General features: G+C 63.0%; 13 protein-coding genes. 4 read left to right on the top strand and 9 right to left on the bottom strand.

Annotated elements, in window-relative coordinates; genetic code table 11:
- Nucleotides 1-3 precede the first annotated feature (3 nt).
- Nucleotides 4-1,050 (top strand): glutathione synthetase, encoded by a 1,047-nt coding sequence (locus tag ACSQ2A_RS05025; protein ID WP_436071327.1) that lies wholly within the window; start codon nt 4-6, stop codon nt 1,048-1,050.
- Here the strand turns inward: ACSQ2A_RS05025 and ligD are convergent.
- Nucleotides 1,047-1,979, bottom strand: a complete 933-nt coding sequence (gene ligD, locus ACSQ2A_RS05020) for a non-homologous end-joining DNA ligase (RefSeq protein ID WP_436071326.1) — start codon at nt 1,977-1,979, stop codon at nt 1,047-1,049. The genes ACSQ2A_RS05025 and ligD overlap by 4 nt on opposite strands.
- 182 nt (nt 1,980-2,161) lie before the next feature.
- Here ligD and ACSQ2A_RS05015 point away from each other — a divergent pair, with 182 nt between their 5' ends.
- Nucleotides 2,162-3,223, top strand: coding sequence for a DNA topoisomerase IB (locus ACSQ2A_RS05015; RefSeq protein ID WP_436071325.1), 1,062 nt, complete (start codon nt 2,162-2,164; stop codon nt 3,221-3,223).
- Between the two features lie 43 nt (nt 3,224-3,266).
- Here the strand turns inward: ACSQ2A_RS05015 and ACSQ2A_RS05010 are convergent, their stop codons facing one another.
- The 4 genes from ACSQ2A_RS05010 to ACSQ2A_RS04995 form a co-directional block, all read right to left on the bottom strand.
- Nucleotides 3,267-4,616, bottom strand: coding sequence for an HlyD family type I secretion periplasmic adaptor subunit (locus tag ACSQ2A_RS05010; protein WP_436071324.1), 1,350 nt, complete (start codon nt 4,614-4,616; stop codon nt 3,267-3,269).
- Between the two features lie 23 nt (nt 4,617-4,639).
- Complete coding sequence (locus ACSQ2A_RS05005) at nt 4,640-6,463, bottom strand: calcium-binding protein (protein WP_436071323.1); 1,824 nt, start codon at nt 6,461-6,463, stop codon at nt 4,640-4,642.
- Nucleotides 6,460-8,223 (bottom strand): type I secretion system permease/ATPase, encoded by a 1,764-nt coding sequence (locus ACSQ2A_RS05000; RefSeq protein ID WP_295410010.1) that lies wholly within the window; start codon nt 8,221-8,223, stop codon nt 6,460-6,462. Before ACSQ2A_RS05000 ends, ACSQ2A_RS05005 begins: the two co-directional genes overlap by 4 nt.
- 72 nt (nt 8,224-8,295) lie before the next feature.
- The gene (locus ACSQ2A_RS04995) at nt 8,296-16,341 is read right to left on the bottom strand and encodes a peroxidase family protein (protein WP_436071322.1); all 8,046 of its coding nucleotides are present in this window, start codon (nt 16,339-16,341) and stop codon (nt 8,296-8,298) included.
- Between the two features lie 356 nt (nt 16,342-16,697).
- Between ACSQ2A_RS04995 and ACSQ2A_RS04990 the strand changes: the two genes are divergently transcribed.
- Together ACSQ2A_RS04990 and ACSQ2A_RS04985 are read left to right on the top strand one after the other, a co-directional pair.
- A complete protein-coding gene (locus ACSQ2A_RS04990) occupies nt 16,698-18,098 on the top strand; it encodes a sensor histidine kinase (RefSeq protein WP_436071321.1) in 1,401 nt (466 codons plus the stop codon).
- Nucleotides 18,091-18,747: a response regulator gene (locus ACSQ2A_RS04985; RefSeq protein WP_436071320.1), complete on the top strand. Its 657-nt coding sequence runs from the start codon at nt 18,091-18,093 to the stop codon at nt 18,745-18,747. The genes ACSQ2A_RS04990 and ACSQ2A_RS04985 overlap by 8 nt, the downstream gene beginning before the upstream one ends.
- 21 nt (nt 18,748-18,768) lie before the next feature.
- Here ACSQ2A_RS04985 and ACSQ2A_RS04980 read toward each other — a convergent pair whose 3' ends face one another.
- The 4 genes from ACSQ2A_RS04980 to ACSQ2A_RS04965 form a co-directional block, all read right to left on the bottom strand.
- On the bottom strand, nt 18,769-19,758 hold the full coding sequence (locus ACSQ2A_RS04980; RefSeq protein WP_436071319.1) for a GlxA family transcriptional regulator: 990 nt from the start codon (nt 19,756-19,758) through the stop codon (nt 18,769-18,771).
- Nucleotides 19,755-20,318: a cysteine hydrolase family protein gene (locus ACSQ2A_RS04975; RefSeq protein ID WP_436071318.1), complete on the bottom strand. Its 564-nt coding sequence runs from the start codon at nt 20,316-20,318 to the stop codon at nt 19,755-19,757. The genes ACSQ2A_RS04980 and ACSQ2A_RS04975 overlap by 4 nt, the downstream gene beginning before the upstream one ends.
- Nucleotides 20,319-20,437: 119 nt before the next feature.
- Nucleotides 20,438-21,694, bottom strand: coding sequence for a DNA polymerase IV (gene dinB / locus ACSQ2A_RS04970; RefSeq protein WP_436071317.1), 1,257 nt, complete (start codon nt 21,692-21,694; stop codon nt 20,438-20,440).
- 196 nt (nt 21,695-21,890) lie between these two features.
- Complete coding sequence (locus tag ACSQ2A_RS04965) at nt 21,891-22,703, bottom strand: ABC transporter ATP-binding protein (protein ID WP_295410026.1); 813 nt, start codon at nt 22,701-22,703, stop codon at nt 21,891-21,893.
- Between the last annotated feature and the right edge of the window lie 10 nt (nt 22,704-22,713).

Below are 22,713 nucleotides of genomic sequence, written 5' to 3'. Positions count from 1 at the left end.
GGCATGCGCGTCGCCTTTTTCGTCAATTCCATCGAAGATGAAACGCCGAATTTTTCGACGACCGCGCTGGCTCTGGCCGCGCTCGGCCGCGGGCACGAGATCTGCTACGTCACCCCGTCCGACTTCGTGCTGCGGGCCGATGACAGCCTTTCGGTCTGGGGCAGGACGCTGCCGGTATCGAGCTACAAGAAGACGGAAACGCTGCACAAGGATCTCGTCGGCGATAAGGCCGAGACGCGCATGTTCGACATCAGCGAGATCGATGTGCTGTTCCTGCGCAACGATCCGTCCCTCGATGCGAATGATCGCCCATGGGCCGCCAATATCGGCGTGATCTTCGGGCGGATGGCAGCGCAGCGCGGCACGCTGGTGGTCAACGACCCCGACGGGCTGGCCCAGGCGCAGAACAAGCTCTACTTCCAGGATTTTCCGGCCTCGGTTCGCCCCACGACGCTGATCTCCAAGAATATCAAGGAGATCCGCGATTTCATCGATGGCCAGAAGAAGGGCGCGATCGTCAAACCGTTGCAGGGGTCGGGGGGCAAGAACGTCTTCAAGGTCGCTTCGCCCAAGGACGCCAATCTCAACCAGATTTTCGAGGCCGTGAGCGGCGAGGGTTACCTCATCGCGCAGGCCTATATGCCGGAGGCGACAGAGGGGGATGTGCGGTTCTTCATGATGAACGGCCGGCCGCTGATGCGCGATGGCAAATATGCCGCTTTCCGTCGTGTGCCGGCCAAGGGCGAAATTCGGTCGAACGTGCATGTCGGGGGCGGACCGGCGCCGGTCGAAGTCACGGACACCATGCTCGCGATCGCCGAGACGGTGCGGCCAAAACTCATTCAGGACGGCATGTTCCTGGTGGGGCTCGATATCGTCGGGGACAAGGTGCTGGAGATCAACGTCTTCACTCCGGGCGGGCTCAACAATCTCTCCCAGATGTACGACACCAACTTTGCCGAGACGGTCATTACGGCACTGGAGGAAAAGGTGGCGATCAGGCAGGCCTATGGCCAGCGCCTCGCCAATCGGGAACTGGCGACGCTTTAGGTCTCTTCTGCGCCGACCGCCTTGAGCAGTTTGGCGGTCAGCACCTGCCTTTGCTTGAAGTAGTCGGCCCAGACGTCCTTGTCCTTGGCGCGGGCTGCGGCGGCCTTCAGCGAAAAGCCGTTGGCTTGCTTGAGTTTCGGCACTTCGTCCCAACTCACTGGCACAGCCACCGGCGCGCCCTGGCGTGACCGCAACGACCAGGGGCAGATGGCGGTGGAACCGCGTTCGTTGCGTAGATAATCAAGGAACAGCCTGCCCTTGCGCTGCGCCTTGGAGAGGTTGGCCGTGAAGCGATCCGGCTCATCCTCAGCCATGTTCTGCACGAAAGCGCGGCAGAATGCCTTGGCGTCAGGCCATTCCCTGTCTGGCTTGAGCGGCACAACCACGTGGATGCCCTTGCCGCCTGAGACCAGAGGATAGCTCTTGAGATCCAGCGCTTCCAAACGGTCACGAATATCGGTCGCGGCGCTGGTGATGGCGAAGAAATCGAGCCCTTCATCGGGATCGATGTCAAAGACCAGCCGGTCGGGCTTTTCGATATCAGGGAAGCGCGAGCCCCAGATGTGCCATTCGAGCGCATTCATCTGCGTGCCCGCAATCAGGCCGGCCAGTTCGGTAATGTAGAAATAGTCCTGCTTGTCGCCATCCTTTTCGGCGATCGTCCTGGAGAGCATTTGCGGCGGGAAGCCACCGGTATCGTGCCTCTGGAAGAAGCAATGCCTGGTGGGGCCCTGCGGGCAGCGCACAAGGCTAAGCGGCCTGTTTTCGATGTGCGGCAGCATGACCGATGCCACGTCTTCGTAGTAGGCCACCAATTGCGCCTTGGTGATGCCCTGCTCCGGAAAGACGACCCGATCGGGCGATGTCAGCCGCACGCCGAGGCGCTCGGCGACCTCCTCACCGTCATCAAGGGTGACTGGCGTTTCCATTTGACCTCCCTGGCCGGGCTTGTCGTCATGCAGCGCGATGAAAGTCCGCTGCGCATTAGGTCGTCCCGGCTTTTTCGCCGAGTCAACGCCGCTTGCGGCGGCGCGTTCCGGCCTTCACCTTTACGCGCGTCGGGAACGCTTTGCCGGCCCCGTTCATTCGGGGTGCGGAGGAGCACGTAAAGATGCGCGTTGCACGACAGGTTCTGGACCGGATGCGGGCCGACGAGATGGGCCCCGCCCTGGCCTTTTCCTCGGACGAGGAGACAGGCTGGCGACGGCAAAGGCGCGGTACCGGCTTTTCGTATGTCGACGAGACAGGGAGCCGTCCGAGCAGACATGAACTCGCCCGCATCCGCGCGCTCGTCATTCCTCCCGCCTGGGCAGGCGTCTGGATCTGCAAGGACGCCGGCGGCCACATCCAGGCCACTGGACGCGATGAGAAGGGCCGCAAACAGTATCGCTATCATGCAGACTGGACCGAGCATCGCAGCACGACCAAGTTTCATACGCTGACCGACTTCGCCAAGGCATTGCCGGCGTTACGACAGCAGGTGGAAAGCGATCTACGCCGCCGCTCGCTCGGCTATGAGCGTGTCGTCGCCTCGGTGGTCTGGCTGCTCGACAATAGTTTGATCCGTGTCGGCAATCCCGCCTATGCCCGCCAGAACAAGAGCTTTGGTCTGACGACGCTGCGCAATCGCCATGTCGAAATCACCGGTTCAACGCTGCGGCTCAACTTCAAGGGCAAGTCTGGCAAGGAATGGCGGCTGCAACTGACGGATCGGCGGATCGCCAAACTGCTCAGAAGCCTGCAGGACATGCCGGGGCAGCATCTGTTCCAGTATGAAAGCGATGCCGGGCGCTGCGCCATCTCCTCACGCGATGTGAACGACTACATCGCCGCCTTTGCCGGGCCAGGCTTCACCTCGAAGACATTTCGCACCTGGGCGGCCAGTGTGCGCGCCTTTGGGCTCTTTGCTTCCACCGAAGTGCCCGAGACCAAGACGGCCCAGGCCCGCACCATCAATGCCGTCATCGACCAGGTCGCGGCCAAGCTGGGCAATACCAGGGCCGTTTGCCGGCGGAGCTACATCCACCCAGCCGTTCCCGAGGCCTGGCAAAAGGGCGAACTTCGCCGTTCGGGCCGATTGGCAGAGATCGAGGGGCTAGATGAGGACGAAGTGGAAACCGCTGGATTCTTGAGGAGGCTGGCGCGGCGCCAGGCGCAGGCGGTTGCCGGGTGATCGTCGGAGACCGTGACCGTGCGGAGGCAGGCTGGCTCGACATTTACTCCTCCCTGAATGCACGGGTTATTTGGTCTGTGAATGGTTTAACGAAGTAGGCGATTGCGACCTGTTCTTCGGTTTGGACGAAGACTTCCACGGGCATGCCGGGGACGAGGCCGGTGGGGCCCAATTGGTCGAGGTCATCGGTGGGGTCGGCCTCGGCGAGATAGTAGCTCTGGCCCGACTGCGGGTCGGTGGTTGCGGCGGCCGAGATGCGGGTGACCAGGCCCGCGATTTCGGGGGTGGTGCGCTGGTTGAAGGCGGAGAAGCGGAGTTTGACGGGTTGCCCGAGGCGGAGCTGGTCGATGTCGTTGGTGGCGACGCGGAACTCGATCTTGAGGTCCGCATCGGTGGGGACGATGGTCATGAGTTTTTCGGCCGGCGTGATGACGCCACCAAGAGTGGTGACGGAGACCTCGTTGACCGTGCCACTGACCGGGGAGCGGATGATGGTGCGGGCCTGGCGGGCATCGACTTCGGTCAGGCGGTCGGTGAGTTCGGCAAGGCGCGCGTCGACGGTGCGCAATTCGCGTAGCGCCTCCATGCCGCCGGTCTGGTCGATGGCAAGGATCTGCAGCTCGATTTCACTGATGCGGGCATTGGCCCGGGCAATGCCGGCGGCGATCTCGCCTTCGGAACCCATCATGCGGGCGAGCTCGCGGTCGGTGGCATTGAGCTTGGTGGTTTCAATCAGGCCCTTGCCCGCAAGTTCGCCCATGCGGGAGCGTTCCTCGCGGACCAGCACGAGTTCGTCCCTGAGGGCAGAGTTCTGGTAGTCGAGCCCGGCAATCTCTTCGCGCAACTGGGCAACCTGCAGCTCCAGCTGCGAGCGCAGCGATTGCTGGTTGAGCCTGGTGCTGTCGAACAATTGCTGCTCGCCGGCCAGGATCGGGGCCGCGCCGGGATAGCTGGCGAGGTAGTGTTCGGGGAAGTCGATTTCATTCTCCTGCCCTGCCTGGGCCTGGAGCCGGGCCTGCCTGGCGACCAGTTCGGCCAATTGGCCGAGGAGGATCGAGCGCTCGGTACGGATCTGCACGTCATCGAGCCGGAACAGAACATCGTCCTTTGCGACAATATCGCCCTCGCGCACCTCGATGGCGCGCACGACGCCGCCATCGAGGTGCTGGATAGCCTTGACCTCATCGTCGACGAGGACGGTGCCGAGCGAGATGACGGCGCCGGAGAGTTTTGCCGTGGCCGACCAGCCGCCGATGCCGACGACCAGCAGCACGGCGAAGATGCTGCCGGCAATGACCCGGCCGCGCAGCCCAAAACTGTCCTGGTCAGCGCGTCGCGTCCGATGATTGACGGGTTTGGCGGTGAAGGCGGCATAGGTGTCGATCGTGGTCATCACGCAGAACTCCGGAACGCAGGTCAGACGATGGTGTGTTCGATGGTGAAGGGCAGTTGGATGCCATCGACGCGGATGGCGATTTCGAAGACGTCGTCGCCATCGACATCGGCCTCGATGATGGAATGGTCGATATCGTCATAGCGCTCGTAGCGGACGCGGATCGGCAGGTCCTCGCGGTCGCCCTCGTCGAGCTCTTCATAAAAATCTTCGAAGCGCTCTTCCTCGGTGCGGGCCGCTTTGCGGGAGATGTCGTAGTCCGCCACGCGGATGCGATCGCCGACCACGAAGTCGAGGATGTCGTGGACGAGCTGCCGGCTGAGGCTTGGAGCCTCGTCGATCACGGTGAAGATGAAGAGGTCGTCGCCGCGCCCGCCGGTGATGACCGTGGCCGTGGTGCCGATGAAGAAGGTGTCATTGCCGCTGCCGCCAATGGCTGCTTCCATGTTTTGGAACGTGTCCGTGCCCATGCTGTCGCTGGTGGCGAGGCCGGTGACGAAGTCGACGATGAGGTCGTCGGCGCTCTCGGAATAGTCGAGCGTGTCAAAACCCTCGCCGCCATCGACATGGTCGTCGCCTGAGCCGGGAGCGATAGTGTCGTCGCCGTCTCCTCCATTGATGATGTCGTCGCCTGTGCCACCCTCGATGGTGTCGTTGCCTTGGTCGCCATGGATGATGTCATTGCCGGCTTCGCCGAAGAGCTGGTCATTGCCGGGGCCGCCGCCGATGGTGTCGTTGCCCTCGCCGCCGAAGATGATGTCATTGCCTTCATTGCCAAAGAGGGTGTCGTCGCCGTCCCCGCCAATGATGTGGTCGTCGCCGAGCCCGCCGGTGACGCTGTCATTGCCGGCGCGGGCGTCGATGATGTCATGGCCGGACAGAGCATCGATGTCGTCGTCCCAGGGGGTGCCGGCATAGACGTCGGCATTGGCGGTCAGGTGCACCTGGTTGCGGACGATCTCGAGACTGGCGGTCTGCACGATCTCGATCAGGCCATCGCTGATCTCATAGGTGAAGGTGACGAGCCCGAGCATGCCGGGGAGCGTCGTCAGGGTCCAGCCTGCACTGGTCTGCACCAGGGTGGCGCCAGTGACGGTGAGGTCGTTGATGGTCAGGATGTCATTGTCGGGATCGCTGGCCCCGAAGAGCAGCTGGGAGAGACCGATGAGGACGACCTGGCCGGCAAAGACGTCGTGGAGGCGGACCGGGCCCAGAACGGTGGGGGCGCGGTTGATGTCGTCGTCGTCATCCTCGTCGTCTTCGTCCGGGTCGGCATTGTCATTGTCGCCGTCGTCCTCGCTGGGGCTCGGGGTGTCCTGATGAGACTTTGGACCAGAGGAGGACGGGGTGATGTTCGGTTCGGCGCGATCGAAGAGGGCAGCATTGTCGTTCTGCGGCCGGTAGTGGACGGCAGCAGGGAAGAAGGGGGCGACATTGGGGCCCAGGAAGTCGAAGGAGGCCGCGGTATAGTGGAAGGCGATCGGGTCGGGCATGGTAAAAGCCTCGTCCCAGCCGAGGGCCGCGTGACGCACCGCGCTCCGGGGCTGTTCTTCCTCGATGCCGCCGGTGGTCATGAGATCGACCCCGGGGCCGCCGGGCTCGTGGCGGGTGCCGCGGGGGGCGCCGCTATTGGCGGCGGGATTGGCTTCGGTGCCCGGGGACACATGGTCCTGGGCGTCAGCGGGGAAGACGCTTTTCACATAGGCGGCGATGCCGGTGAAGAACAGCGCCAGATAGACCGGCAGGCGCGAGGTTTTCTCGGGAACGTTGAACTCGAGCTTTTTTCTGAGGTCGGCCGGATCGGATTTTTGGTGCTGCTGCTGGCTGGATTTGGCCTCGATGATCATGCCATGCCTCCCGTTTCCGTCCGCGGCTCGACCACTTTGAGGCCACCGGCATTGGTATTGAGGTTGGCCTGGCGCTGGCCGGCAACGATCTCTTCCTTGGGACCGAAGGCGGTGAGCCGGCCATTCTGGATGACCGCCACCATGTCGACCTCGGCCAGGATCGAGGGGCGATGGGCAACGACAATGGCAATGCCGCCACGGGCCCGGATCTGGCGAATGGCCAGGTTGAGCGCCTGTTCGCCCTCGGCATCGAGGAAGGCATTGGGTTCGTCCATGATGACCACGAAGGGATCGCCATAAAGCGCCCGGGCCAGGCCAATGCGCTGGCGCTGGCCGGCCGAGAGGGCGGTGCCCATGGGGCCGAGCTGGGTGTCATAGCCATCGGGGAGCCTGACGATCATCTCGTGCACGCCCGCCGCCTTGGTGGCCGCGACAATGGCGCGGGCATCGCGCTGCGGGGCCAGGCGGGTGATGTTTTCCACGATCGTGCCATCGAGCAGGGCCACGTCCTGGGGGAGATAGCCCACATATTGGCCTAGCTTGTCCTCGTCCCACTGGGTGAGGTCGGCCTCGTCGAGACGGATGGCGCCGCGCAGGGATGGCCAGATACCGGTGAGGGCGCGAACCAGCGTGGTCTTGCCGCCGCCGCTGGGGCCGATCACCCCAAGACCCTGGCCGGCATTGAGCTCGAAGGCGACTTCGGTGAGGAGGACCCGGCCACTGGCCGGCGCAGCCACCGAGATCTTGTCCACTTTGAGCGACTTGGACGGGGCCGGTAGGTCGAGCGGCTTGGTCATGTTGGAGAGGGCCACCATGGTATCGCGCAGGCGCTTGAACGCCTGGCGGGCGGCAACGACGCCCTTCCAATTGCCGATGGCCATGTCGATGGGGGCCAGGGCGCGCGAGGAAGCGACGGAGACGGCGATGATGGCGCCGGCAGACATCTGGCCCTGAATGGTGAGATAGGCACCGACGCCCAAAAGGGCCGATTGCAGCACCATCCTCAAAATGCGCGAGAAGGCGCCAAAGGTGCCGATGACATCGCTGGCGCGGGTCTGCAGGGTCAGGTGATCCTGATTGACCTCGTTGAAGCGGCTGACGGCCCGGCCGGCAAAGCCCATGGCCTTCAAGATATCGGCATTGCGGGCATTGGAATCGGCCACGGCATTGCGGGTGAGGAAGGCCTGCTGGGCCGCTGCGGCCAGTTTGCGCGACTTGAGTTCGGTCCAGATGGTGAGGAGGGTCAGGACAAAGGCGCCACCCAGCGTCAAAGCGCCGAGCACGGGGTGGAGGAAGTAGACGAACAGAATGTAGAGCGGCACCCAGGGCAGGTCGAACAGGGCCACCGGGCCCTGGCTGCCCATAAAAGTGCGGATGGTGTCGACGTCGCGGCCGCGTTCCAATGCCTCGCCGGTGGAAAAGCCGAAGCGGGGCATGTCGACGCTGACGCGATGGGCAATGGGGGCCAGCATGCGATCAAAGCGGGCGCCGATGCGCACCAAGAGCTGGCTGCGCACGATGTCGAAGACGCCCTGGAAGAGATAGAGGCCGATAACGAGGATGGAGAGCGCCAGGAGGGTCGGGATGGAGCCGCTGGTCAGGGCCCGATCATAGATCTGCAGCATGTAGAACGAGCCGGTCAGAGCCAGCACATTGATGATGCCCGAGATCCAGAACAGGAAGACTGCGACGCCCTTGAACTCCCGGCGCAGCATCTCGTCGCCGCGATGTTCGGCTAAAACCTTTGTCGTCGATGCCATGATCAGCCCCCGGAATGGTGGATTATCGAAAGGAAAAAGCCCGGCCGGTTAAACCGGCCGGGCAGTTGGAGGCTAAAGGTTGAAGTCGGTGCCGGTCAGGGCGTGGTTGCCGGCAATGCTGATCCGGAACTCGGGGGCATTGTCCCCGGCCGTATTGCCCGAGATGACGGTATATTCCCCATCCTCCCGCGTCTCGTGGGTGACCACGATCTGGCCCGGGGCCGTGGTGGAGGTTTGGAGGGTGAAGCTGTTGTTCCCCGCCACCCCGGCATTGGCATCGATCCCCGAGAGATCGATCTTGTCGCCGGCCTCAAAGCCCTTGATCGTGTCGCCATGGGCGGCAGTGGCCGATCCGAAGACGAAGATGTCTTCACCCGCCCCGCCATCCACCACATTGACGGCATTGCTCATGGTGATCACGTCATCGCCCGAGCCGGTGGTGACATTCTCCACCCCATAGAGCGTATCGGTGCCACTCTGGCTCGACACCGCGCTGCCGCGGCCACCCACCCCAGTCCCCAGGTCCACCGTGGCATCGGCGGTCAGGAAGGCCAGGTCCAGCGTGTCATTGCCGGCATCACCCGAGATCTCGCCACCATAATAGGTGTCATTGCCATCGTTCAGCGAACCGACGAAGAGGTCGTTGCCGGCGCCGCCAAAGACGGTGTCGTCATCTGCCCCGGCATCGATGAGGTCATTGCCCGAGCCACCGAAGAGGCGATCGTCACCCGCCTCGCCATAGATCAGGTCATCGTCATCGCCGCCGAAGACATCATCGTCGCCATCATCGGCAAAGACCACATCGCGACCCGCCCCGGCATCGACGAAGTCATCACCGGCACCGGCCCGGATCACGTCAACCCCGGCATTGGCGATGATGTAGTCCGTCCCGGCAAAGCCGAACACCAGGTCCCCACCAGACGTTCCCAGCAACACATCATCCTGAGGCGTCCCAAGAACAGGACCACCAGCAGACGAGGCGTCGTCATCGTCATCGTCGTCGTCGCAGTCGTCGTCTTCGTGATCGTCGTCTTCGTGATCGTCTTCGTCCTCATCGTCCTCGTCGTCGTCACCGCCAATCTGCGGGCCCTCGCCGGTCGCCACGTAGGAAATGCTGTGCTGGCCATTGGTCAGCGTCGTGACACCATCGGTGGTGGATGAGGTGTATTCGGCGGGATCCGCGCCGATGGGCAGTTCGATCACGTCTTCAGGCCGCAGCGTTCCGATAATGGTGTCGTGGCCGCCGTTGGAGCGGAAGACGATGCGGTGCGCCGAGCTCAGGGCGGAGATATCGACGGTGTCGTCACCAGCGTCACCTTCGATGGTGATGGTATTGAGACGCAGGCTGGTGGTCGAGAAGTCGCCGAATATCTGAATGGTATCGCCGCTGGCCGTGGTGTTGCCGGCCGGGTCGATACCGTTGATGCGGATTTCTTCGATCTCCCGCAGTTCGGCGATGACGGTTGCCGGAGCGGCACCGACCTGGCGGGTGATGACGATTTCCGTCAGGGCTGCCGAGACGAAGCCTGCGGTCGTTGCCGCGGCCTTGGTGTAGATGCGGTAGGTTTCGGCCAAGGCATTGCCGTTGACGACAAAGGTGTCGCCGGCCGTTCCTTCCGTGCCGCCATTGACCGTGTCGCGACCATCGGTCGGACCCGAGACATTGGCGTTCCAGATGATTGTGTCGTCGCCGGCATCGCCGTTGAGGGTGTCGGCCCCCTCCCCGCCGGTGATGATGTCATTGCCACCACCGCCACTCAGAGTGTCATTGCCGCCTAGACCGTTGATGGTATTGGCCTGGTCGTTGCCAGTGATGGTGTTGGCACCATTTGTCGGATTGCCGACGGTCGCAGGGGCGCTCTGGGCGAGAATGAAGTCGGCGCTGGTGACATCGTTGCCGTCTACTTCTTCGATGAAGATGGTGCCGATGACAGTATTGGAGGCATCGCGCACGGTGACCCGCGTGTCGTCGGTCCCAGCATCTTCCACATCCTCGATGGTGACGCGGGTCGCGAAGTTGGCAGCAGTGACGCCTAGCGCACTAAGATCGATCATGTCCTGGTTGTTGATGCTGCCGCCACTGGCGTCGAAACCGTGGATGGTGTCATTGCCGAAATTTGTGGCCGTGTAGCGGACGATGTCATTGCCATTGTTGCCGGCGCCGAGATGGATGGTGTCGTCGCCTTCGCCGCCAATCAGGATGTCGGTGTCGTTTCCGCCACCACCATGCAGGATGTCGTTGCCAGTGCCACCATCGATGAAATCGGCGCCGTCGCCGCCATTGATGGTGTCGTTTCCTCCGCCGCCAAAGAGCTGGTTGGCGGCGTCATTGCCGGTGATGACATTGTCGAGCGCGTTGCCGGTGCCATTGATGCCGCCGGCATCCTCGTCCAGCGTGAGATTTTCGAGATTGGCACCGAGGGTATAGGTGGCAGTAGCGATGATCGTGTCCGTGCCGCCATTTGCGGCCTCGACAACCACGTCGCCGGCCGTGACCACATAGGTGTCATTGCCACCGAGCCCGGTCAGCGTGTCCACCCCTGCCCCGCCCTCGATGACATTGGCAAGTTCGTTGCCGATACCGGCAAAGGTGCCGGCGCCGATATAGGTCAGGTTGTCGACATTGGCGCCTAGGGTATAGGTGTCGAGATCGGTGCGAACTTCATCAGTGCCGCCGCCGAGGGCCTCGACCACCACGTCGTCAGTGTCATCGACGGTGTAGATGTCATTGCCGGTGCCGCCCACCATGGTGTCGGCGCCCGTTCCACCGTCGAGCTCATCACTGCCGGTGCCGCCAACCAGCAGGTCATCGCCGTCATTGCCGAAGAGTTCGTCATTACCATCATGGCCGAAGAGCAGGTCGTCACCGGTATCGCCAACCAGCTCGTTGCCGTTACCCGAGCCAGCGAGGAGCGTGTTGACCCCGGCGGCCGCCGTGCGGTTGCCATTATCGTCGGTGCTGAGGGCATAGTCGCCGTCGAAGGCGTAGCCTTCATAGGTGGCGCCATCGAGATTGATGGTTTCGACAGCCTCGGCGGCGGCATCGTAGTGATCGTTGACTGTAAGCTGCTGGCCATTGAATTGCAGGAACAGATCGTTGCTGCCGCCGCTGAAGGCGGTGAGGCCCGTGAGCGTTCCGGCACCGATCACGATCCTGTCCGTGCCGTTGGCGTCGGTGATGATATCGTTGCCGTCACCCAGGTTGACTACATAGGTATCGTTGCCGGAGCCGCCATTGAGTGCGTCTGCGCCCGTGCCGCCGACCAGCGTATCATTGCCGTCACCTCCATTGAGCGTGTCGGCGCCATCGCCACCGAGCAGGATGTCGTCGCCAGCGCCGCCGTTGAGCGTGTCATTGCCGTCGCGGCCGGAGATAAGGTCGTCGAGCCCGGTTCCAGTGTTCACCAAGGTGCCGGTGAGCGTTTCACCAGCGCTGGTGCCTTCGATGACGTTGAGGAAGCGGCCATCGCTGAAGGCCAGAAGTTCGATATTGCGGAAGGTGTCCTTGCCGTCCGAACGCAGGTTCGGGGTGCCCTCCTCCTGTTCGGGCAGGTCGTCATCGTTTTGCACCTGCACGAAGCCGGTATGATCGATGAAGAGGCTGTCGTCGGAATTGAGACCGAAACTGTAGTTGGCGCGGGCGTCGGTATAGACCGCGCGGTCGATATCGCCTGCGACATTGCCGTTGATGATTTCGCGGACGATGCGGAGCGCGCCTGGGTTGATGGCACCCTCCAGCATCCAGGTGGTCAGCGGTTTGGTGACGGCGACGATGTTCGCGCCGGCTAAGGCGACAAAATCGCCAGTCGTCGCGTGGCGATATAGGGTGACGGCGCTTTCCATTGCGTCGGCGGAGAAGACCGTCCCGGCCTTGGACGTGCCCGCGATGCGGACGTTGAGCCACATGTCGCCGTCAATGACGTCATTGCCGGCCAGCCCCTTGATGGTGTCGCTACCGCCACCGCCGAGCAGGATGTCCGAAGCATCAGCCGTTTCGAGCACGACGGATTCGACGACTTCATTGTTGCCGGTTTGCTGGGTTCGGGTGATGTGGGCGACGAGGGCCCGCAGCCCGGTGATCAGGTCGACATTCTTTTCGAGTAGCGCGTTGGAATAGCTGTCGAGAGCGGAATCTGCGTTGGGGATGGCCGCGGTGCCTTCGGCTTCGGCGCGGGTATTCACCGCGACGTTGCGGCCGGTCAGAGTGTCGTCCTTCACCCAACCCGACAGGCCTTCCACGAGATCGAAGCGATCGCGCAGGATGAAGGCTTCCTGGGTTTCGAAGATGGGGATGCCGAGGTCGGAATTGGCGGCCTGGCTGTCGCCCTTGTGAATGGCCCAGTCAAACCCGGCCATGCCGTTGGAGCGCTGAATGCCCTCGCTATTCTGGGACATGATGTCGTCGCCAGACTCGCCGTCATAGTCGGTGTCGCCACCGCCGCCGAGCAGGACGTCATGCCCGATGATCGAGGAATTGAAGAAGAGCTCGGAGTTTTCACCCGCCAGCGTATCGAAGCGATCCCCGCCCTCGATCCAGTCGTCGCCTTCGTTGCCGAGCAGGAAATCGCCGCCCGTGCCGCCGAGGACGAAGTCGTTGCCGGTGCCGGCAAAGACCTCCTTGCCGTCGGGGCCGGCGATGAGGAAGTCACTGCCCTGATTGCCGAAGATCAGCGACAGGCCCGAGCCGCCATGGATGACGTCGTTGCCTTCATTGCCGTGCAGGAAATCGGCCTCGCCGATATCAGTGCCGGCATTGGTGATGATGTCGTCACCCGTGCCGCCAAAGACCTTGTCGACCCCGTAACCGGCCTCGATGCGGTCATTGCCGCCCTTGCCCCAGATGGCATCGTCGCCGCCGCCTGAGACGATGGTGTCATTGCCTTCGGTGCCGCCGATGGTGAAGTGCTCATTGCTGTTGACGCGGATATAGGCGGCAATGGTGCTGGTATCGCCTGCAGCGATCAGGTTGCCGGCGGCGTCGCGCCGTTCAACGATATTGGCAAAGGGCAGGTAGGGATTGTCCTGGGTCGGATCGTCGCCGAGCTGCTTGCTCGGATCCATTTCCAGGGTCGGCATTTCGAAGGCGGAGAAGAGATTGCCGGGCAAGGCCGTCTGGTCCGTGCCGCCGAGGTCGGTATTGCGCATGACCAGTTCGGCGAAGGTGTTGTTTTCCAGCTCGTTGAGCAGGTTCAGGCCCTGGGTACGCGACAGGTAGTAGAACCGGTCGGCGTCCTGCAGATTTTCCATGGTCATCTGGAAGACGAAGGCGAAGGTCGAGCCCAGCATGCCGCCGAAGGCCATCTTCTTTTCGGCCAGGCCGCCGATCCAGAAATCGACATCGTTGAGGCCGCCGAGCTTGGCGTTGGCGTAGGCGCCCGTGGCATTGAGGAAGTCGAGCCGGTCCGCCGGTGCGCCCGTGCCGCCCAGTACGAGCAGCGTGGCCGCCTCGCGCAGTTGCTCGACGGTCTTGGGGTTGGCCTGGGTATTGAGCAGGGACTCGTGGGTGCCATAGGCCGCGATGAAGTTGATGATCGAGGCCGGGTTCATGAGATTGAGCGCGAAATCGGCCCAGCTCGTATAGGGCTTGAGCAGGGTATCGCCGGTTTCGTCGTAGAATTTCTGGCGTCCGACGTTGAGCGGCGGCGTGCCCACATCGCGACCGCGGGCGAGGTTGATCGCGGCGAGATCGAGCGGAATGCCGAGCAGCTGGTTACGCAGCACGTCGGTGACGAATTCGTCGATGGCGCTGCCGACCTGGCGGGTCATGCCGCGAATGATGGCGCCAGACGCTTCCTCTGCGGTTGTGCCCAGGGATTCGTACATGACGGGATTGAGAAAGCCCGAGAACAAGGAAATTTCGTTCTCTATCGGGTTGCCGGTAACCGCATCCATCTGGATGACGTCGATGTTCTGCCGCAGCATGGAGTGACCGAAGCGGTAGACGACGTGGGCGAATTCGGCGGCGATGCTGGGATTGATATCGGCGGAGGGCTCGAAGACGAAGGCGTCAATATCGGGCTGCATCATGCGGCCGAATTCTTCGAAGACCAGGTGCTGGTATTCCATTTCATTGGTGAAGCGGCCGGCCTGGAAGAGGCGTTCGCCATCCCAGACGAGGGCGTTGATTCCCGCCTGCGTCGTGGGAATGGCGGTGACATCGACCCGTAGCCACTGGTTCAGGAAATTGAGATCGCCGCTCTCGAGCGCGATCTGCTTGGTCATTTCCACGATGCGATTGTGCTCGGCGTGGAAGACCTGGTGGACGGCGGTCAGGGCGATGTTCTCGTTGACGCGACCATCGCCGGCGATGAAGTGACGATCGAGCAGTTCGTCGTCGTATTGGGTGTTACGGCCCATGACGCTGGGAACGGTGTTGCCCGTCAGGCTGTCCGGATCCTCCTGGAGCACACCCCCGGCAGCCACCGGCACTGCCGCATGGGCGATGTCATCGAGGAAGGCGTGGCCGGTGAGGACGACGCCGAGGGCGCTCACCGGAGCGCCGGGGTTACCCTCGCGCAGCACATCATCGATGGTGCCCAGAATGCCATCCGGGCCCCAGCCTACCACCAACTGCGGATAGCCATTCGGGCCAGGGATGAAGTTGCCATATTCATCGGCGGCAATCAGCGGGATATTGCCGACATTGAGATCGGTGAGGTCGATGCCGAGGACATCCCGGGCCTGCGCCTTGATATCGGCCCAGGTGGCAAGACCTCCCTTGAGCCCTTCGAGCAAGAGACCCGAGGCGATCGGCTTGCCATCGGGACCATCGATATATTCGCGCATGAAAACCTGTTTGGACGCGGTCGAGGCATAGGTCTGGTTCTGGTCGACCCACGGCGTCGTCAGGTTCTTGGGGCCGGCGCCATCGTCAGCCGTGCCAAGAATGCCATCGGCGCCGGGATTGACGGTGACGCGGGTGACCGCGATGTAGTTCTGGCCGCCAACTTCATAGAGCGGATCATCGACAGCCAGCGGCACATAGACCGTGCCATTGCCGCCCTTGGCCACGAGATCGAGGCCGTGATCGAAGAACTGGCCGAAGATCGTCATCCAGCCATTGAAGGGCGAGGACAGGCCCTCGTCGGGCGAGACATTGGGCAGGAGGACCGTATTACCATCCATCTCGACGCCATGTGCGGCGAGAAGCACCGTGAGATGGGCCTGGGCGGCCGCGAGATCCGGCGCCGACTGCAATGCCGCAGCGAGATCCGCCTGCGCTTCGGTGAGCGCATCGGCCGCCGCACCGATGACGGCCGACAACGCAGCCGACGACGCAGCTGCGTTGGCCTGCGCGGTGACCAGATTGGCCTCGGCCGTTACGACCGCTGCCTGCATGAGATCGGAATGGGCGATGGCATTGGCAAAGGCGACGCTCTGATCGGCATTGGGAACGCCATCGATCAGGAGGGCGGTGACGGCGGCAACCGCTTGCGCGGCGGCCAGCTGCGCGGCATCTCGGGCGTCTTCCGCCGCTGTCAGCAAGGCCTGATCGCCAGCAGCAGCAGCAATCAGGCTCCCGGCATCGGCGTTGGCCTGCGCCAGCGCGGCTTCGGCCGCATCGACTGCCGCCTCGAGATTTGCGATCTGCTGAGCGGATGCATTGCCTGTCGTGGCTGCGTCGACCGCCCGCTTGGCATCGACGATTTGGCCGAGAATTTCATAGAGCTCCGCGGCGGGAACGCCGGCCAGTGTCAGCGCGGCGGCGATGGCGGCTGGATTATTCAGCGTCTGATCGACGATGAGATTGGAAATGATACGCGGATCGGCGTCGATGACGGTGGCCGATGTCCCGTAGTTGTTGTTGCTATAGGGCGGCGCACCCGGGGCGGGGTTAAAGCTGTAGCTGTCGCCGTCCCCATCGTTGAGATAGGTCGGGGTGAAGAGGCCAGGAAAGCTCTGGTCGGAGGCGCCCCAGTTTTCCCGGCCGGGCAGCAGATTGTTGTAGCTGCCATCGACGGTGCGGAGGCCATAGGGCAAGAGGTGTGCCTGTGCGAGGCCATCATTGCCGCCATAACCCGCGACCAGCGCTGCAAGATCTCCGCCATCGGCGTGTGCTTCCGCGATCTCGATCTGCTTCAGGATGAATTCCAGATCGTGCTTTACGAGCGTTACCATTGCCATCTCCCAAACAATCGAAACCGCTGCAGGGGCCAAACACTGGGCGCAGGGGTTTTCGTTATGGAGACGCTAAGACGGCAACGACCCGGCCGTAATATCGGTAGGTCTTGAGACTTTTACCCTTGAAGTCGGAACCGGTCCTATCGGCGCGGTTAGCGCGCGACTAGCCAAGTGGCTAGGGCCTTGGTCGAGCGTTTTTATCCACGACTCAAGAAGTTGCGTTGTTGAAGCCGAAATATTGGAGGATGGTAATTGTTCCGGCGCGTCATGTTTGCCGGAGAAGGACGGAGAGATCTGAAAGTGTTTTTGGGGAGTCTTCCGCTGCCATCGTCGCCCGGGGGGCGTATCGGGAAATGATCGGGCTCAGGCAGCATTTTCAGGGTGCTGTTCTGCGCTGGCGCGACCTTGAACTTGCGACGCAATATCTGATCGCCAGCGTGTCCATGGTGCTGCTGGTCAGTGCCGTTTCGGGCATGCTCATCAGTGCCGTTCTCAACCAAAGCGAGATCAACGAACGAACCCAGCAGACAGCACTCTTTCTCGATGGGGTGTTTTCCACGATGTTGCAGGACGTGGCCGATGGAGGCGAAATTTCCCGCGACAACATCGCTCGCATGGACACATTGATGGCCAAGGAGGATTTTCGGGATCGGTTCCCCTACCTCGAAGTTTGGCTGCCAAGCGGCGAAGTCGCCTATTCCAATTCGACCTTCCTGATCGGCCGCAAGTTCGCCCTGCCTATCGAAGCGCGCCATGCATTTGAGGGGCGTGTCACCTCCACATTTGCGGATCTGGGGGCGGAAGAGCACACGCTGCGCGAGCTGCAGGCGGGCCTGCTTGAGGTCTATGCACCCGTCCACAGGCTAGGCAGCGACGAGATCATTGCCGTGGTGGAAATCCACGAAACGACCGAAGCGCTCGAGCATTCGCTGACCAATACAACCCTGCTCGTCTGGTCATTCGTTGTGGCGGGCGCCCTGGCAGCGATCATCGTGCTTTTTGGCATCGTGCAAAGGGGCAGCCGGACCATTCAGGCGCAAAGACACGATCTTGCCGAGCGATTGAAGGCTTCACTGCATCTGCGGGCGCAGGTGGGGGAGGTGCAGGAGGCGCGCCGGCTTTCGGACAATGCCGCGCTGCTGGCTGAAAAACGCCTGAAACTGGCGAGCGCAGACCTCCACGATGGCCCATCGCAACTCATCAACTTCGCTCTTCTCAAGGCGCAGGAGAGTGCCATCGCGAAAACGCCGGCCGAGCGCCAGCGCATATTGAACGCGATGCGCACCTCGCTGATCACCGCATTGTCGGAAATCCGGAGCATCAGCCACGGGCTCATTCTGCCCGATATCGCCAATCTGTCATTCGACGCGATCGTTGATCTCGCTATCGAGGCACACGAAGCGCGTACCGGAGCAAGCGTCATTCGCAAGGGGGAGTTCGGCCCGGCCAACGCGGGCCTCGAGACGCAGATCGCGCTCTATCGGATCGTGCAGGAGGGATTGAACAACGCCTTCCGGCACTCCCAGGATTCGAGCGTCACCGTTTTGTGCGAAATGTCGGGGCAGCGTGCACGCATAGAACTGCGCAATGCGATTTCGACCGCGCGGCCGCGCGAGCCGCATGAATTGTCCGGCATGGGCCTCGATGGCCTCAAGGCGCGCGTGGAAATCCTCAATGGCACGTTCGCAGCGCGGCGGATCGGGGACGAATTTTCGCTTGATGTCAGCCTCGATATGGAGCGGCAAGATGACTGAGGTCACCACCGTCGTCTTTGTCGACGACCACGCCATTTTCCGCGCCGGACTGGCCCAGGCGCTTGCCACTTCGGACAAGATCGAGGTGGTCGCGCAAGGGGGCAGCCCTGCCGATGCCATCGAGCTGGCGTCCCGGCACCGGCCCGACATTCTGCTGCTCGACCTGTGGATGCAGCGTGCCAGCAGCGTGGGGCATATTCGTTCAATTCTCGATGCCAGTCCGGGCACCAAGGTCGTTATCCTGACGGCCTCCGAGGAGGGAGTCGACGTTGTCGCCGCCATGAGCGAGGGGGCGGCGGGTTTCGTTACCAAGGAAACATCGCCGGCCGACCTCATCGCCATCATCAACGACGTGCAGAGCGGGGAAACCTATCTCTCCACGCGATCGCTCGCCGGCTGGCTGACGACGCTCAACAACACGTCCAAGGCGGAAGCCGATCGCGACTCGGTCGCCGCACTCTCCGAGCAGGAGCGCGCCGTGTTGCGCTCTATCGCGATGGGCAGCAGCAATGGAGAGGTCGCCAAGCATCTGGGCATCAGCATAGCGACGGTGAAATACCACCTCGGCCGCATCTTCGTTAAGCTCGGGGTGCGCAACCGGGTGGAGGCAGCCGTATTTGCGCGCAGCATGTTTGAGGGGGAAGGCTGACCGCTGGCTTCGGCGGGTGTTCTAGCTCAAGCGGCGGACGGCGCTGGGCGGGGTTTCGCTGACGCGGCTCCAGGCGCGGCGGAGCTGGCGGCTGGAATTGAAGCCGGCGCGCTCGGCCACGCGTTCGATATTGAGACGGGTCTCGCTCAGCAATTGCTGGGCGAGGGCCACGCGGAGCTTGTTGAGATAATCGGGAATGCTCATGCCGGTGTGGTCGTTGAAGAGGCGGCTGAGGTGGCGCGGGCTGGCGATGGCGATGGGCGCGAGGATTTCGAGGGACCAGTCGCGGGTGGGATCGGCGGTGATTGCGTCCTGCACGCGATGGATAGCCGGGTGGATGTGGTTGCGGCCCTCGAGCCAGGGGGATAGCTGCGGATCGGTACCGGCGCGGCGGAGATAGACGACCAGTTGGCGGGCGACGGCGGCGGAGGTTGCGGGGCTCGTGAGGCGGCCGATGATGTGCAGCATCAGATCGATGCCCGCGGTGATGCCGGCACTGGTGTAGCGGTTGCCATCTTCGACATACAGGCGATTTTCCAGCACTTTTGCCGTTGGCGCCACGGCGGCCAGGTCGCCGCAATCGGAAAAATGGGTGGTGCAATTGACGCCGTCGAGAAGGCCTGCGCGGGCGGCGAGGAGTGCGCCGGAGCAGATCGAGACGAGAAGGGTCTCGGGCTGGACGATGCGGCGGAGCCAGGCGACAGCTTCTTCGGAGCCGGCGTTGAGCGGGTCCATGGGATGGCCTGCATCCATCGGCTCTTCGGTGTGACCGGAGAGAATGATCATGGCGCCCTGCTCTATCGTCTCGGGCAAAGGCTCGATGCCGGAGACTTTCAGGCCGATGGAGGTCGTGACCTCTGACAAGGCGCCGACATAACGGACGTCAAACTGCACCTGGTCCTGGGCGCGATTGGCGTAGCGCAGGGCTTCGACGGGTCCTGCGACATCGAGCAGCAGCGTCCGCGCCGGCAGGACGACATAGGTCGGGATGCGGCGCGGCGTTGATGTCATGCGGCGGCGGCCTTGGGTGCGCCGGCGAGGGCTTCGGCGATGGTGCAGACCCTAGCGAAGCGGCCATCGAGGACGGCGGCGGTGCGGGCCTTCAGCTCTTCGACAGTCCAGGTTTTGCCGGTGGCGTCGGTGAGCGGCATGGTATGGGTGGCTTCGGTGACATAGTCGACCTGCCAGCCGAGGTCGGAACCGTGGCGGGTGGTGGTTTCGCAGCACTGCTCGGTGCGGATGCCTGAAATCACGAGGCGGCGGATGCCGTTTTCGACGAGAAAGACTTCAAGTGGTGAGCCGACAAAGGCGGAATGGCGCTGCTTGATGAATTCGAGGTCGGGCTTGTCGAGCTTGAGATCGCTGATGGGCGTGACAAAGCCGGAGGCGATTGAGAAAATGCCGTCCGGCTCGCCGTGGAAGACGCGGACGATCTTCCAGCCTTTTGCCAGGGCGCCATCGATCAGGGCCTGCTGGTTCCGGAGATAGGTCGGGCTATCCACTTCGTGCCAATTGGCGCGCTGGCGGAAACTTTCCTGGGCATCGATGACGAGAAGAGCCGTATCGGTCATTTCTGGACACTCCGTTGTGCGGGATATGACGCGATCCTAGGCTTTCTGTCGAGGATTTCGAGGCATGGGCGAGACGACTAGCGGACAAAAAAGGACAAGCGGCTGGTGCGCCATTCCTGCTAGCTCCGGCCAAGGTCCTTTTCGGCCAGCTCGCGAAAAGCGTCGGGGACGGAGTTTTTGCGCTCGAGGTGGGCGGCGGCGTAGCCGATGGCGTCGCGGCCGAAGCGGTTTCGGGCTTTGTCCATGGCGCGATCGGCCGACCAGCGGGCAGCGCCCTGGCGCGAGCCGGGGCGGCGCTTTTCGTCGTCGAGGCCGAGGGAGAGTTCGAGCTGGATCTGGCGCTGCTCCTCGATATGCGAGACCGAGACGGCGAGCAGTGAGATCGTCTTTTCCTTGGGGTGGTCAGCGAGGGCCTGGCGGACCAGTTCTTCGGCAATTTCCGCGACGATCAGGGTGGCCGAGACGGGCGCATCGAGCGTCATGGCGCGGGTGACGGCCCGCATATCGGCAAAGCGCACGCGGACGGTGATGGTGCGACCGGAGAGGGATTTTGCACGCAGGCGCGAGGTGACGCGATCGGCAAGGTGCTGCAAGACGGGTTTGAATACCGCTTCGGTAGCCGGCTGACGGCCTAGGGCGGATTGGGCGCCGGCGGAGCGGGCGCGATGCTCCCTGACAATGGCGCGGGTGTCGCGGTTCCAGGCGAGGTCGGAGAGCTTTTCGCCAGCGGCGTCGCCGAGAAGGCCGCGGAGGGAGCGGCCGGGGGTGTTGGCAAGCTGGCCAATGGTGAGGATGCCTTCGGCCTTGAGCTTGCCTTCGGTGACAGGGCCGACGCCCCACATCAGGCCGACGGGTAGATCGTGGAGGAAGTCGAGTTCGGTGGCCGGATTGACGACGACCAGTCCATCGGGCTTGGCGACCTGGGAGGCGACCTTGGCGAGATGTTTTGTGCGGGCAACGCCGACCGAGATGGGCAGGCCAAGTTCGTCGCGGACGCGGCGGCGGACGGTTTCGGCGATTTCGCGCGGCGAGCCGAAGAGGTGGGTGCAGCCAGCGACATCGGCGAAGGCTTCGTCGATGGAGATGCGTTCGATCAGCGGGGTGTAGTCTTCAAGGACGGCGATGGCTGCGTCGCCCAGGCGCTGGTACTGGTCGAAATTGCCACGGACGAAGAGCAGATGCGGGCAGAGTTCGCGCGCGTTGCGTCCGGACATGCCACCGCGGACGCCGAAGGCCTTGGCTTCATAGGAGGCCGCGAGGACGACACCGCCGCCCACGGCCATGGCCTTGCCGCGCAGGTCCGGGTTTAGAAGCTGCTCGACCGAGGCGTAGAAGGAGTCGAGATCGGCGTGGAGGATCGTTGCTTCTGTCGACATGATGCCACCGGATGCCGGCTCTTCTTTGTTCGCTATTTGTTCACTTGCGAACTTTGGAGTCAAGCTCGCTGAGAAAAAGCGAAAAAGGTTGGAACCGATCCGGAGGCGGCGCGTTGTGTCTAAATCGGAAAGCGGTAGAAAATATCGAAGACCGATAAACGGCCCCGAAGGCGAAAGCCTCCGGGGCTTTTTGCTGTCAGGCGACAGCCTTTTCCACGTGGTGGCGGCCGATGGGTACGATCATCGGGGTGTCGGAAATGGGATCGACGACGATGCGTGAGGTCATGCCGAAGACTTCGCGGACGACCGCTTCGGTCATGACGTCCACGGGGCGGCCTTCGGTGACGATCTTGCCGGATTTCATCGCGACAATGTGGTCGGCGTAGCGGCAGGCGAGGTTTAGGTCGTGGAGGACCACGACGACGGTGCGGCCGCGCTCTTTCACCAGATCGGTAAGCAGATCAAGGACTTCGACCTGGTGGTTGATGTCAAGGAAGGTGGTCGGTTCGTCGAGGAGAAGGAGATCGGTCTGCTGGGCGAGGGCCATGGCGATCCAGACGCGCTGGCGCTGGCCGCCGGAGAGTTCGTCGACGGGACGGTCGGCCAATTCGCCCATATCGGTGGCGCCGAGGGCTTCGGCGACGGCGGCGTCGTCTTCCGGGGTCCAGCGACGGAACCAGCCTTGGTGCGGATAGCGGCCGCGGCCGACGAGGTCGGCGACGGTGATGGCGTCGGGGGCGATGGGGGATTGGGGGAGGACGCCGAGAAGGGTTGCGACTTCGCGGGTTGGCATCTGGTGGATGGGCTTGCCATCGAGATAGGCGGCGCCCTTTGTGGGCGTGAGCAGGCGCGCGAGGCCACGCAGCAGAGTGGACTTGCCGCAGGCATTGGCGCCGACGATGACGGTGAGCTTGCCGGCAGGGACGTTGAGGTTGAGATCGGAGACGATTTCGCGGTCGGCATAGCCGAGGTGCAGGCCGGCGGCCATGAGCTGGTGGTTTTGCGTCATGTTCGTCTCC

Origin of the sequence: Devosia sp. LjRoot3 (assembly GCF_964252865.1) — a bacterium.
Classification (GTDB): Bacteria; Pseudomonadota; Alphaproteobacteria; order Rhizobiales; family Devosiaceae; genus Devosia.
The sequence above is the reverse complement of the archived record's forward strand: the minus strand, read 5'-3'. Positions and strand labels throughout refer to the sequence as shown.